The following is a 12,610-nucleotide window of genomic DNA, read 5'->3' on the forward strand; positions in this document are numbered from 1 at the left end:
CATGATGACTTGGGCGATGCCCAGCAGGGTGTTGCGACTTGATCCCTCTGTCCGGTCCGCCAGATCCAGGGTCATGACATGGGCCGAGGCCAGTGATTCGCACGCGTCGCCCAGCAGGGTTTCGATGTTGATTTGCGGGTCGATGATGTACATCGTGCAGAGTGTGCGCGGGGTGGCTCGGATGTCAGCGGCGGAGGGGATGCGGTCGGTGTCGGATGGGTTGGGTGTGGCTTTGGACATGGATGTTGCTCCTGGGTTGTAAATTAGGAGCCGACACGATTCGCTACCAAACGAGAGTGGCGGCCATGCGCAGGTTGGTAGACCGGTAATCCCAGGAACCCGGCGCGTCCGAGGACGCCCTGCGCATGGCCACCATAAGAAGCAAAGACAAAATAGCCTTCGCAGAAGGTCGCACTGCACACCTGGAAAATCCGGGCTACCAAACCCGATCGCTGTTTTTTCAGCGACCGGCCAACGATAGAACCCTGCCCCAAGGCGCACAAGCCGGCGGATTCTGGCGTACGCGTAGGCAACGACGCAAGGCGTTGTAGCTTTCATCAAGTAACGCTGACAGCCGTTAAACAACCTCGAACGGCTGCGCTAAACCCTGTGGCGAGGGAGCTTGTCGGATCGCCGCACCGTCCCGCTCGGCTGCGCAGCAGTCGCAAACCCTGCGTATTCGGTGTGCCTGAAAGACTGCGGTGGCAGGGTTTAGGGCCGCTTCGCGACCCAGCGGGAGCAAGCTCCCTCGCCACAGGGGGTTAGTGAGCCGAGTCTGGTTCGGTAAGCACTTTCCTGAACGTCTCCACCAACGGCCGCAGGTTGATTCGGTGCCATGCTGCCCACAGCGGTCGGGTGAGGGAGATCCATGGCACTTCCCGCAGCACCACGCCCGGCGGTGCGTTGCGGCTCAGGCCTTTCTGAATCATGGCGATGCCCAGTCCCGAGGCCACCAGCGCCAGTGCGGTGAAGGGGCCGGTGGCTTCCATGCGGATGTCCGGGGTGAAACCGGCGCGGATGCAGGCGCTGACGAAGTCTTCGCGGCGGGTGACATTGTGGTGGTGCTGCACGCCGATCCACTCCTGATCGGCGAGGTCTTCCGGGGTCAACAGGGTCTTCTGTGCCAGCGGATGGTCGTCGGGCATTGCCAGCAGCATTGGGTCGTTCAGTACTTGGAAACCCAGCAGGTCGGGGTCATCGTCCGTCGGCGGTTCACTGACCAGGGCGATATCCAGACTACGCTGACGCAGGCCTTCCAATTGTTCGGTAGAACTGAGGTTGTACAGCGCGACGTGCACGTTCGGCCGATCGCTGCGCAACACGCGCAAGGCATTGGGCAAGACGCCGGCGTGCATCGCGTTCTCGATGTAGCCAATGCACAAGCCGCCTTCTTCACCGCGACCGAGACGTTTGCCGAGGGATTCCAGGCGATTGGCGTGGGTCAGCAGGGCGCGGGTTTCAGCGAGGAACGTCTGGCCGTCGCGGGTCAGGCGAATGCGTTGCTGGCTGCGTTCGAACAGGGTCAGGCCCAGGCGTTCTTCGAGCTGGGCGATCTGCCGGCTCAGGGGCGACTGAGAAATGTGCAGGCGTTCGGCGGCGCGACCGACGTGTTCTTCCTCGGCGACGGCGACGAAGTAGCGCAATTGGCGGATGTCGATCATGTCAGACCTCTAGGGACTCAAGTGCTGCGTATTATGTCTTGGACGGTCCGAAGATCGCAATCTAGGATCTGCCCATCGGTAAGACAAATCACCGTTCCCTGTAGGAGCCGGCTTGCTGGCGATAGCGATTCACCAGGCAACGCTGTATCGACTGCTACAACGCTATCGCCAGCAAGCCGGCTCCTACAGGGTTAACCAGCATTCGAGAGGAATTGATTATGAGCTTGAAAGACAAACTGCCCGGCGCGCTGGGTTTCGGCACTGCACCGCTGGGCAATATGTTCCGCGCCATTCCTGAAGAAGAGGCGCAAGCCACCGTCCATGCGGCTTGGGATGCCGGCGTGCGTTACTTCGATACCGCGCCGTTCTACGGTTCGGGTCTGTCAGAAATTCGCCTCGGCGCTGCGCTGTCCCGCTACAACCGTGATGATTATGTGCTCAGCAGCAAGGTCGGCCGGGTGATCCTCGACGAAGTCGAAGACGCCGCCGCCCGGGATCTGGGTGAGAAGAGCGGGGTGTTCGAACACGGTCGTCCGAACAAGATCGTCAACGACTACAGCGCCGACGCGACCCTGCGCTCCATCGAAGACAGCCTCAAGCGTCTGAATACCGATCGGCTGGACATCGTCTGGGTCCATGACATCGCCCAGGACTTCTACGGCGATCAATGGCTGGAGTACTTCAATCAGGCCCGCACCGGTGCTTTCAAAGTGCTGACGCGCTTGCGTGAAGAGGGCGTGATCAAGGGCTGGGGCCTGGGCGTGAACAAGGTTGAGCCGTGCGAATTGACCCTTGATCTGAGCGAAGCGCAACCGGACGGTTTTCTGCTGGCGGGTCGCTACACTCTTCTCGACCATGACCGCGCCTTGCAGCGCTTGATGGACGCGGCCCTGGCACAGAATGTCGAGATCGTGGTCGGCGGCCCTTACAGTTCGGGCATCCTGGCCGGTGGCGCGCACTTCGAATACCAGAAGGCCAGCCCGGCGATCATCAACAAGGTCGAGCAGATCAAGCGCATTGCGGCGGCACATGGTGTCGACATCAAAGCGGCGGCGTTGCAATTCTCATTGGCCAATCCGGCGGTGGCGGCAGTCATTCCAGGTGCCAGCCGTCCGCAACGGATTGCCGAAGATGTTGCCGCGATGTCGGCGGTGATTCCTGCAGCGTTTTGGCAGGCGATGCGCGAGGCTCATTTGGTTTCTGAACGGGCTCCGTTGCCAGGGCAAAAGATCGCAGCTTCCGGCAGCTCCTACAGGGGTGATGTGAAATGAAAATTGATTTGAGTGGAAAACTGGCAATTGTCAGCGGCAGCACCGCCGGCATTGGTCTGGGTATCAGCAAGGCACTGGCCGAATCCGGCGCCACGGTGGTGGTGATCGGCCGCGAAACGGCCAAGGTCGAGCAAGCGCTGGCGACCATCCGCGAGCAGGTGCCCGGCGCTCAATTGCGCGGGTTGACGGCCGACCTCGGTACCGCTGAAGGTGCCGAAATATTGTTCGCCGCCGAACCGCGAGCGGACATTCTGGTGAACAACCTGGGGATCTACAACGCGGTGGATTTCTTTGACACGCCCGATAGCGAATGGACGCGCTTCTATGAGGTCAACGTGATCTCCGGCGTGCGCCTGTCCCGGCATTACGTGCCGGACATGGTCAAGCAGGGCTGGGGCCGGGTGATCTTCCTGTCCTCGGAATCCGGCATCGCGATCCCGGCGGACATGCTCAACTATGGCGTGACCAAAAGCGCCAACCTGGCGGTGTCCCACGGATTGGCCAAACGGTTGGCGGGAACCGGAGTAACGGTCAATTCGATCCTGCCCGGTCCGACCTTGACCGACGGCGTGGAGCTGATGCTCAAGGATGCCATTGCCAAGTCCGGTCGAAGTCTTCAGGAGGAAGCCGACGCCTTCGTCCGCGAGGCCCGTCCAACCTCGATCATCCAGCGCGTGGCGAATGTCGAGGAAGTCGCGAATCTGGTGGCGTACATCGCCTCGCCGCTATCCTCGGCAACCACGGGCGCAGCTTTGCGAGTCGACGGCGGCGTCGTCGACAGCATGGCGATCTGAACCTTATTAATGAGAGAGAGCTTTACATGGCAACTGCATCAGCATTCATCGACATCCCGGCCTCGGCGGATCGGGTCTGGCAATTGATCGGCGGTTTCAATTCGCTGCCGGAATGGCTGCCGTTCATTCCCAAGAGTGAACTCAGCGAAGGCGGGCGCGTGCGCAGCCTGCAAACGGCGGATGGCGCGGTAGTGATCGAGCGTCTGCAAGCGTTCGACAACGCCGGCAAAACCTACAGCTACTCGATTCTGCAAGCGCCGTTTCCGGCCACGGATTATCTGGCGACGATCAAGGTTGAGGCGCAGGGCGACGGGGCTCGGGTGACCTGGTCCGGCCGGTTTGAACCGGTGGGTGTGAGTAACGAGGAAGTAGAGGCGTTGTTTACCGGGATCTATCAGGGAGGCCTTGAGGCGTTGCGCGCCAATTACCCGGCTTGATCCTTTGTAGGAGCCGGCTTGCTGGCGATGGGGCCTTCGGATTTTGCGGTGATCTTGTGGCCGCCATCGCTGGCAAGCCAGCTCCTACAGGGATATGTGGACATCTGTAGGAGCTGCCGCAGGTTCGGGCCGCGTTCGGACGATCTTTTGATCTTCAAGCAGGCGCAATCAACCTCTGCCGACAATCCAGCACCAACCGCGCGCCCCCCAATTCGCTACTGCCCAACTCCAGCGTAAAGCCATGCAGGCTGACAATCGCCGCGACGATCGACAACCCCAATCCAAAGCCACTTTTCTGATTACCCGCCTCGGCGCGATAGAAGCGCTGGAACACCGCCTCGCGTTCGGCCTCTGGAATGCCAGGACCGGAGTCGAGCACTTCAATGCGGGTATGCCCGCCCTCATTCACTCCACGCAAAATCACCTGGCCACCGGGCGGGGTGAATTTGATCGAGTTACTCAGCAGATTGGCTACGGCTTCGAACAGCAATGCGCGATCACCATGGAGGGGCGGCAATGTTGCTGGCAACTGCAATTCAAAACTCAAACCATCGTCTTCGGCCAATGGCAGATAAAACTCGTGCAATTCCTGCAGCAACGGCACTGGGTCCAGTTCCACAAATCCTGAGCGGCGCTGACGATCCTCGAGTTCGGAAATCCGCAGCAAGCCCCGAAACCGCGCCATCAGCGTGTCGGCCTCGGCCAGCACCAAATCCAGTTGTGCGGCTTCGGCCGAGCCTTCGCCGGCCTGTTGTTGCATGCGATAAAGCTGCGCGCGCAATCGGGTCAGCGGCGTGCGCAGGTCATGGGCGATGTTGTCGCAAACACCTTTGACTTCGTTCATCAAGCGCTCGATGCGTTCGAGCATGGCGTTGACGATCGCGGCGAGCATGTCCAGCTCATCGCGGCGGCTGGACAGCGGCAGGCGTTTGGTCAAGTCACCGGCGACGATGGCCTCGGCGCTGGCCTGGATCCCGCGAATTCGCCGCAACGGCCGACGCCGCAACAAGTGCCAGCCGACGATGCCCGGCAGGATGGTCAGGGTCACACCCCAGAACAGCGCGTGCAGGATGATTCGGGTGACGGCAAACAGCGAGCCGTTGTCGCGCACCAGCACCAGCAAGAGGCCGTCCCGGGTCTGGGTCGCCACGGCGTCGCAACTGTCATTGGGCAGCGTTGGATCGTCGGAGTCGGCGCAATCGCTGAGCATGTGGATCTTGCCGTCCAGCGGCAGGCCACGGGGGATGTGGTTCAGGGCGCCGCTCAGATAACGCTGTTGCTGATCGAACAGGCCATAGCCGTCGATGCCGCGGATGTCGAAGGTCATGCTGACGACGAGGGCGTCCACCAGTTGTTCGCCCTGGAAACGCGAAAACAGATGCTGGCGCTGCATCAGCGAATGCTTGGCCAGGTTGTCCAGGTAAGCGGACACCTCGAAGTACATGACGCCCATCAGGATGCCGCTCCAGACCACGAACAGTGCACTGTAGAGCGCCAGCAAACGACTGCTGGAAGAGCGCCAGCCTTTAGACGGGTTCGGCAATGACATAACCCGAGCCTCGCACGGTTCGAATCAATGGGGCATTGCCAGGTGGGTCGATCTTCTTGCGCAGGCGGCCGATGTGGACGTCGATCAGGTTGGTGCCGGGGTCGAAGTGATAACCCCAGACCTCCTCGAAAATCATCATCCGCGAGAGGATCTGCCCGGTGTTGCGCATGAGGAATTCCAGCAGCTTGTATTCGGTGGGCAGCAACGTCAGTAACTCGCCATTGCGGCTGGCTTCGTGGCTGATCAGGTTCAGTTCCAGGTCCGCTACTCGCAACGTGGTTGCTTGCGCGGTCACGTTGTTCTGCCGGCGCAGCAGGACTTCGACCCGGGCCGCCATTTCATCGGTGGCGAAAGGTTTGGTCAGGTAATCGTCGCCGCCAGCGCGCAGGCCGCGCACGCGCTCATCGACGTCGGAGAGGGCGCTGATCATCAGGATCGGCGTCGCCACGCCCATGGTCCGCAGGGTCGTGACAATCGCCAGGCCATCGAGCTCGGGCAACATGCGGTCGAGGGTGATCAAGTCGTAGTTGCCACTGACCGCACGCTCAAGCCCTTCGCGACCATTGTCGACCCAGTCGACGTCGAGGCCGTGGCTGCTCAGTTCGGCGACTATTTCCCGGGCGGTCACGGCGTCGTCTTCGATGGTCAAGATGCGGGTCATAGGGCTGGCCTGATTAGGTGTTCACAACGTTGTGCAGCATTTTGCCAAGAAATGATCGAAGGCTTACTAAATAAAAGTTCATGGAGATCAAAAGATCGCAGCCTTCGGCAGCTCCTACAGGGGGATTGCATTTCAAATGTCGGAGCTGCCGAAGGCTGCGATCTTTTGCTCTTCCCAATCAATGCAGAAAACCCGCTGAGCTTAGTGGTTTATTGCATATTGCATGGATCAGGGAAGTTCAAACTTTATAAGTTGTTGAAACTGAAGGGGATATCCAGAGCCCGCGACTGGCATGGTCACTGCAACTGCTCATTTGAAGAAGTTGTAACACCATCTTTCTGCCTGGAGCGATACAACAATGAATAGATCCTCAGATGGTTTCTATCCTGCGGCCGACGAAGCGAGCACGCTCTCTGGCGTCTCTTGGGGGGCGATTTTCGCCGGGGCTGCTGCGGCAGCAGCGTTATCGCTGATCCTTGTGCTGCTCGGTTTTGGACTGGGATTCTCCGCGGTCTCGCCTTGGGCCAACGAAGGTGTGAGCGCCAAAGGCCTGGGCATCTCGACCATTGTCTGGTTGGCCGTGACACAAATCATTGCCTCAGGGGCCGGTGGCTATATCGCCGGGCGCCTGCGGGTTAAATGGGCGTACATGCATGGCGATGAAGTTTATTTCCGTGACACCGCCCACGGGTTTCTCGCGTGGTGCGTGGCGACGCTGGTAACGGCAACGCTGGTGGCCGGTTCGGTAAGCAGCGTCGTGAGTGGTGGTGTTCAGGCTGGCGCACAAGTGGCCGGTGGCGCCGCCAGTGCCATGACCCAAGTGGCCGGTCAGGCAGCCGCCAATACCGACAGCGATCAGTACGGCTACTACATCGACAGCCTGTTTCGCGATGATCGTCCGGCCGCCGTCAGTGACGATGCCGCCCGAGGCACCGTGACGCGGATTTTCGCGCAATCCCTGAAGGACGGTCAGTTGTCCGCTGAAGATCGTACCTACCTGGCGCAACTGGTGGCGCAACGGACCAATCTCACCCAAGCGGACGCTGAACGTCGTGTCGATGAAGTTTATGCCCGCACCCAGAAAGCCGTAGCCGACGCCAAACTGGCCGCACAACAAGCGGCTGATACCGCCGCCAAAGTAGCTGCCTGGACCACGTTGTGGATGTTCGTTGCACTATTGATCGGCGCGTTTTTCGCAAGTTTTGCCGCGACTTTCGGTGGCCGTCGCCGGGATGCCGTGGTGTATCTGGAAACCGACACCTACGTCACCACCACCCCTGTTCGTTAACCCAGGAGAATCATCATGCGCTCATTACTGCTGTTCTTTCTTGGTGTACCGATCCCGATCATCATCCTGATCGCTCTGTTCATGCATTGATCGACTGGGGCTAGTCCCTCTGCCGCTTCTGCCTTTGGTGGAAGCGGCGTTTTTGTTTTGGGCAGTTACATTTGTATGCTCTGTTACGCCGTCATCGCGAGCAGGCTCACTCCTACGGGGGAACGCGTTCACCTGTAGCAGCGAGCCTGCTCGCGAAGAGGGCAGATCGGACGCAACACTTTATCCGTCAATCGGAGTACTCAAGAACTCCTCTAGCCCCTCGGCATACGCGGTAAACGCGACGATCCGCGGAAACTGCGCCACATCAACCTGATCCGGCACCACCAGATTGGTAAAACTCCACGCCACGGCCAGCGTGATGCCCTCCTGGCCAATCGAGCCGTCGGTGTTCAGCGGCTGCTTTTCCAGTTCCCGCTCCAGCGCTGAATACGCCGCAGCCAATTGGCCCTCGACCCGTTCAACCCAAGGCTCATATTGAATCTCTGCCGGTCGCAGGTTGCGCTCGTAATAAAGCTGTACCGACTTTTCGCTGGCCGCGAGTGCCAGGCCGATCAGGCGCAATGAACGCAGGCGTTGTTCGATACCCTTGGGCATCAGGCTGCGGGCAGGTTCGGACAGTGCTTCCAGGTAATCAAGGATCAGCGTCGAATCCATCAACACTTCACCGTCATCCAGCACCAGGGTAGGTGCCTTGACCACCGGATTGATTTGCTGGAACTGCTCGAAAGTCCTGAACACCGACACCGATTCGTGCTCCAGCGCAATACCCAGGCGCTTGGCAGAAATGGCGACGCGTCGTACGTAGGGCGAATCCAGCATGCCGATCAGCTTCATTTAACCGCTCCTTGAAATGGCCCATTTCGGGAGGGACAACCTTAGCTGAGGTTGGATGACCTGCAAACGGCATCGTCCTGTGCCGCCGTTTGTCTTCTATATACCTGTGCTGGATTGAATTTCTTGCTATAAACGCACTCCGATGACCGCCTGAATGCCTGCCGTAGAGCATTTTCGAGGCTTTGTCGGACAAATTCGCTGACTTTTCAGTTGCTGAGGCCACAACTCGGCCTTAGACTGCCGCCCCTCGTAAATTGAGTGCCGGGTGGCGCTTGGAACAAACTGCGCCTTTCCGATGACCTGACCAGGTCTGCCGGAACGCTCCCTAATTCGCCTTAATGCACGTTTTTTTATAGAGATATCAATGACAAAGGACAAGTTGCTGGCCATGCCGGCGGATGACTACATGAATGCCGAGCAACATGCTTTTTTCTCTGAGCTGTTGCAGAACATGAAAGTCGAAACCCATGAGCGCATCGAACAGAACCGCATCGCCATCGAGAGCCTGGACACCCCGGCCGACCCGGCTGACGCGGCTTCCGTTGAAGAAGAGCGCACCTGGCTGGTAAACGCGATCGATCGCGACCAGCGCATGCTGCCTCAGTTGGAACAAGCCCTTGAGCGCATCAAGGAAGACAGCTTTGGCTGGTGCGACGACAGCGGCGAGGCAATCGGCCTCAAGCGCCTGCTGATCAGCCCGACCACCAAGTACTGCATCGAAGCTCAAGAACGTCACGAGCAGATCGACAAGCACCAGCGTCAGGCCTGATTCTGTGAGGCAGCCCGTTTAACGTGGGCTGCCTTGAAAAGATCGCAGCCTTCGGCACCTCCTACACGGTGTTACGTGAACCTGTAGGAACTGCCGAAGGCTGCGATCTTTGCTTTTCGACGTCTACAGAAAACCCCGCAATTCTATTGATCTACTACAACGCCCACGACTAAAGGCTCATAGATAATGGCCTTATAGTGGCGTTCAATGCGAAGACAACAATTAGAATATTTCCGGGGTGACCAAGATGACGAGAGACGGATCTCTGGTGGCGGCAGCGCCTGCACCAGTGCTTTTGCCGAAAAATCGCTGGCTGACGCCGACGCTGCAAAGCATCGCCCTGATGCTGTTGCTGTGTGGCATATCGCTGTGGGGCTGGTCGCTATACCTTGGCCTGCCATTGGCCGTGCTGATCATCTGGCTGCCGCGCCTGCGTTCGCGCGCGACCCCCGAAGCTGTTCCCACCGATACGTCCAGCGCCATTGCCGCGTTGACCCGCGATCTTTCCTTCACCACCAGTCATAACGCTTTGTCAGCTGCTGGCGTGGCGTTCTCGGTCAAGCAACTGGCGGACAAGCTGCAATCGCAACTGGGCGCAGCGGCGCAAATTGTCAGCAACGCCGAAGTGATGATCGCCACTGAACAGGCAACCTCGACCCTCAGCCGTGAGGCATTGGGTGCTGCAAGCGAGGCACATCAGAGCGGTGCAGCGGGGCGCACCGAGTTGCTCGAGTCGATTGCGCGCATGCATCAACTCAGTCAGCGCGCCAATAACAGTCGAGAATTGATCGAGGCGCTGAGCCTGCGCAGCGACGATATTCAGCGCGTCACCCTGGTGATTCAGTCCATTGCCAGCCAGACCAACTTGCTGGCGTTGAACGCGGCGATTGAAGCTGCACGAGCCGGGGAACATGGGCGCGGCTTTGCGGTAGTGGCTGACGAAGTGCGCGGCCTGGCCGCACGCACGGCGACCGCGACCGGCGAAGTCGGCGAGATGGTGGCGGATATTCAGCAACGCACCGCGCAAGTGGTGGAGCAGATTCGGCAACTGTCGAGCGATCTCGACACCGGCGTCCAGCAGGTCGAGCACACCGGCCAGCATCTGGAGAACATTGCGCGTTTGGCGGCCAGCGTCGAAAGCCAGGTCGGCGAAATCGCCCGAGGCGCGGAAACAAACCGTGAGCAACTCGATAGCCTGTTTCATGCCATCCAGCAGATGCGTAGCGACCTGGCCGTCAGTGATCAACAAACTCAGCGTCTGGCGCAGGCCGCGGTTCAAATGGAAGGCCAGGCCGAGACTATCAGCGAACGTCTGGCGGAAGTCGGGCTGGACGATTACCACCAGCGGATTTACGACTTGGCCCGGGAGGGCGCGAGCCAGATTGCGGCGCGCTTCGAAGCAGATATTGACGCGGGCCGTATCAGCCTCGACGATCTGTTCGACCGTCATTATCAGGTGATCGCCGACACCAGCCCGGCCAAATACCAAACGCGCTTCGACCGCTACACCGATCAGGTCCTGCCGGCGATTCAGGAACCGCTGTTGCCGCGTCACGAAGGATTGGTGTTCGCCATCGCCTGCACCCAGCAAGGTTATGTGCCGACCCATAACACAATCTTCAGCCAGCCACTGACCGGTGATGTGCAGGTCGATACCCTGCAAAACCGCACCAAGCGCAAGTTCGCCGACCGCACCGGGATTCGTTGCGGCAGCCATCAGCAGGCGGTGCTGCTGCAAACCTACACCCGCGATACCGGAGAGTTGATGCACGACCTGTCGGTGCCGATCATGCTTAAAGGGCGGCATTGGGGTGGTTTGCGTTTGGGGTACAAGCCGGAAAAGCCTCGCTAGATATTGCTGCCATTCGACCAGGCGCGTGATTTGCCTTTTGTAGGAGCCCGGCTTGCTGGCGATGGCGTTATTGAGAGCGCCATCGCCAGCAAGTAGGTTCCTACAGGTCGCGATTTATTGTTACGAATCTGGCAACGAAGCTGTGCAGGGGGGTTGCTGTTTCCTTTTGAGTGAACTCATTAACATACCTTCATAGTTAGGTTGCTAACGGAGTTCGAAGGGTCAACATGCAAAGCAAAGTTGATGTCGCCGTAATGATTGGCAGCGGTGTCCCCGCCAGTTTGCGTGCGTTGGGGCAGAGTGTTTGTTGGGTGGTGCTGCTCAATGGTGAACGTCGGGGAACGGCGTTCTCCACTCGCGATGAAGCGGAAGAGTGCAAGGCTGCCTGGTTGGCACGATTGAATGCCGAGGTGCCAGGCAGCCTGCATTAAGCTCAGGTCAGTGGATCTGGTGCATGCGCAGGTTGAGGTCGTCGACCACCCGCGCCCAGTCGGCATCTTCGCGCAGTTGTTCTTTCAGGAAACCCGCCTGTTGCGGTGTCCAGAACTCGGCGTCGATGAGTTTCTTGTCATCGGGAAGAGGGGAATGGCTGGCAATGAAATCGTCGATAGCTTTTTGCGAAGAGTCCAGGCCCAACTGATCGAACAAGCCTTTCAAGTCATGTGTCGGTGATTCCATCTTCATCTCCTTGCAGGTGATCGGTCGCGTCGAGTACGAGATATGAGGTACGACCCCATTTCATCTGATGGAGTCGCGCTTCAGGAGTTCGAAAGCGATGTTCAAACGCAGGAAAGAGCATAGACGGCAAAAACGATAATCAGGCTTTCAATGCACCGGCATCGACGGCAGCCTTTAATTCCTTGGCGGATTCTTGCGCGGCGAGGGCGGCGACGTCCGAAGTCTTGAACCAGCGATCTTTTTCGACCTGGTGATAGCTCACGGTTTTCAGCGGCGGTTTGGCACGCATCACAATGACAGCCTGGAATTCGCCCTCGACCTCTCTGGCTTCGCCCCGGATAAAAAACTCACCGATATCAAATTCCGTCACGTAGCAGCCTTCCCTTGTAAATATTGTTGTGTTTAACGCTGATTGGGCGGGCAGTATGGCAGTAGTTGCATGCCGGCGGCTGAGTTAAGTCGCCGGCATGACGAAACGTCTATTGAAATGAGCGGTATTCAGGCGTCCAGGCGCGACTCAAGCGAGCGGGCGAGGGCGCAAGCCTCGTTGTGGTCTGCGCGGAAACCTCTTACGTGTCCGGTGGAAATTTCTTTGATATGGAAGAAGGCGTTTCCGGCCAATACCACCTGAAAACGCAGCGGGGCGGCTTCCTGGCAGTGAAGTTGACGATGTCGCATCACCAGCGGATACAGGGTTGGCGAGTTGTCGACGTAAGGGTTCTGAGGATGGGCGAAGTGTGTCAGCGTGCACATATGAAGTCCTTT

Annotated in this window: 15 protein-coding genes; 7 read left to right on the forward strand and 8 right to left on the reverse strand. The window is 59.0% G+C overall.

The annotated features are described in order from the left end of the window. Positions 1-240: DUF6124 family protein (locus NL64_RS30425; RefSeq protein ID WP_034150670.1), on the reverse strand; the 240-nt coding region annotated here is incomplete at its 3' end. 521 nt (positions 241-761) lie between these two features. Further along, positions 762-1,661 carry a LysR substrate-binding domain-containing protein gene (locus NL64_RS24585; RefSeq protein ID WP_034150671.1) on the reverse strand — a complete coding sequence of 300 codons (900 nt, stop codon included), beginning with the start codon at positions 1,659-1,661 and terminating at the stop codon, positions 762-764. A 218-nt stretch (positions 1,662-1,879) separates the two neighbouring features. Between NL64_RS24585 and NL64_RS24590 the strand changes: the two genes are divergently transcribed. Genes NL64_RS24590 through NL64_RS24600 form a run of 3 tightly spaced genes read left to right on the forward strand, consistent with a single transcriptional unit; the run spans position 1,880 to position 4,163 of the window. Then, the gene (locus tag NL64_RS24590) at positions 1,880-2,932 is read left to right on the forward strand and encodes an aldo/keto reductase (RefSeq protein WP_034150672.1); all 1,053 of its coding nucleotides are present in this window, start codon (positions 1,880-1,882) and stop codon (positions 2,930-2,932) included. Then, the gene (locus NL64_RS24595) at positions 2,929-3,726 is read left to right on the forward strand and encodes an SDR family NAD(P)-dependent oxidoreductase (protein WP_034150673.1); all 798 of its coding nucleotides are present in this window, start codon (positions 2,929-2,931) and stop codon (positions 3,724-3,726) included. Before NL64_RS24590 ends, NL64_RS24595 begins: the two co-directional genes overlap by 4 nt. A gap of 26 nt (positions 3,727-3,752) precedes the next feature. Then, the gene (locus NL64_RS24600; protein WP_034150674.1) at positions 3,753-4,163 is read left to right on the forward strand and encodes an SRPBCC family protein; all 411 of its coding nucleotides are present in this window, start codon (positions 3,753-3,755) and stop codon (positions 4,161-4,163) included. 154 nt (positions 4,164-4,317) lie between these two features. Here NL64_RS24600 and NL64_RS24605 read toward each other — a convergent pair whose 3' ends face one another. After that, on the reverse strand, positions 4,318-5,712 hold the full coding sequence (locus tag NL64_RS24605; RefSeq protein ID WP_034150675.1) for a sensor histidine kinase: 1,395 nt from the start codon (positions 5,710-5,712) through the stop codon (positions 4,318-4,320). Further along, on the reverse strand, positions 5,690-6,373 hold the full coding sequence (locus NL64_RS24610) for a response regulator transcription factor (RefSeq protein ID WP_034150676.1): 684 nt from the start codon (positions 6,371-6,373) through the stop codon (positions 5,690-5,692). The genes NL64_RS24605 and NL64_RS24610 overlap by 23 nt, the downstream gene beginning before the upstream one ends. Before the next feature lie 358 nt (positions 6,374-6,731). Here NL64_RS24610 and NL64_RS24615 point away from each other — a divergent pair, with 358 nt between their 5' ends. After that, positions 6,732-7,661, forward strand: a complete 930-nt coding sequence (locus NL64_RS24615) for a hypothetical protein (protein WP_034150677.1) — start codon at positions 6,732-6,734, stop codon at positions 7,659-7,661. Positions 7,662-7,931: 270 nt separating this feature from the next. On the opposite strand, the gene NL64_RS24620 is transcribed toward NL64_RS24615, so the two are convergent. After that, positions 7,932-8,546 carry a glutathione S-transferase gene (locus tag NL64_RS24620; RefSeq protein ID WP_034150678.1) on the reverse strand — a complete coding sequence of 205 codons (615 nt, stop codon included), beginning with the start codon at positions 8,544-8,546 and terminating at the stop codon, positions 7,932-7,934. Positions 8,547-8,910: 364 nt separating this feature from the next. Between NL64_RS24620 and NL64_RS24625 the strand changes: the two genes are divergently transcribed. The 3 genes from NL64_RS24625 to NL64_RS24635 all read left to right on the forward strand — a co-directional run bounded on the left by NL64_RS24625 (position 8,911) and on the right by NL64_RS24635 (position 11,598). Further along, complete coding sequence (locus NL64_RS24625; protein WP_007907888.1) at positions 8,911-9,315, forward strand: TraR/DksA family transcriptional regulator; 405 nt, start codon at positions 8,911-8,913, stop codon at positions 9,313-9,315. 628 nt (positions 9,316-9,943) lie between these two features. Next, entirely contained in the window at positions 9,944-11,167 is a 1,224-nt protein-coding gene (locus NL64_RS24630) for a methyl-accepting chemotaxis protein (RefSeq protein ID WP_437176936.1), read from the forward strand. A gap of 227 nt (positions 11,168-11,394) precedes the next feature. Continuing rightward, a complete protein-coding gene (locus NL64_RS24635; RefSeq protein ID WP_034150679.1) occupies positions 11,395-11,598 on the forward strand; it encodes a hypothetical protein in 204 nt (67 codons plus the stop codon). A 7-nt stretch (positions 11,599-11,605) separates the two neighbouring features. On the opposite strand, the gene NL64_RS24640 is transcribed toward NL64_RS24635, so the two are convergent. The 3 genes from NL64_RS24640 to NL64_RS24650 form a co-directional block, all read right to left on the reverse strand. Then, positions 11,606-11,845 (reverse strand): DUF2789 domain-containing protein, encoded by a 240-nt coding sequence (locus tag NL64_RS24640; RefSeq protein ID WP_034150680.1) that lies wholly within the window; start codon positions 11,843-11,845, stop codon positions 11,606-11,608. A 139-nt stretch (positions 11,846-11,984) separates the two neighbouring features. Further along, positions 11,985-12,215, reverse strand: a complete 231-nt coding sequence (locus tag NL64_RS24645) for a hypothetical protein (RefSeq protein WP_034150681.1) — start codon at positions 12,213-12,215, stop codon at positions 11,985-11,987. Positions 12,216-12,343: 128 nt separating this feature from the next. Continuing rightward, positions 12,344-12,598: a hypothetical protein gene (locus tag NL64_RS24650; RefSeq protein ID WP_034150682.1), complete on the reverse strand. Its 255-nt coding sequence runs from the start codon at positions 12,596-12,598 to the stop codon at positions 12,344-12,346. Positions 12,599-12,610 lie beyond the last annotated feature (12 nt).

This window comes from Pseudomonas fluorescens, assembly GCF_000802965.1.
GTDB classification, from domain to species: domain Bacteria; phylum Pseudomonadota; class Gammaproteobacteria; order Pseudomonadales; family Pseudomonadaceae; genus Aquipseudomonas; species Aquipseudomonas fluorescens_A.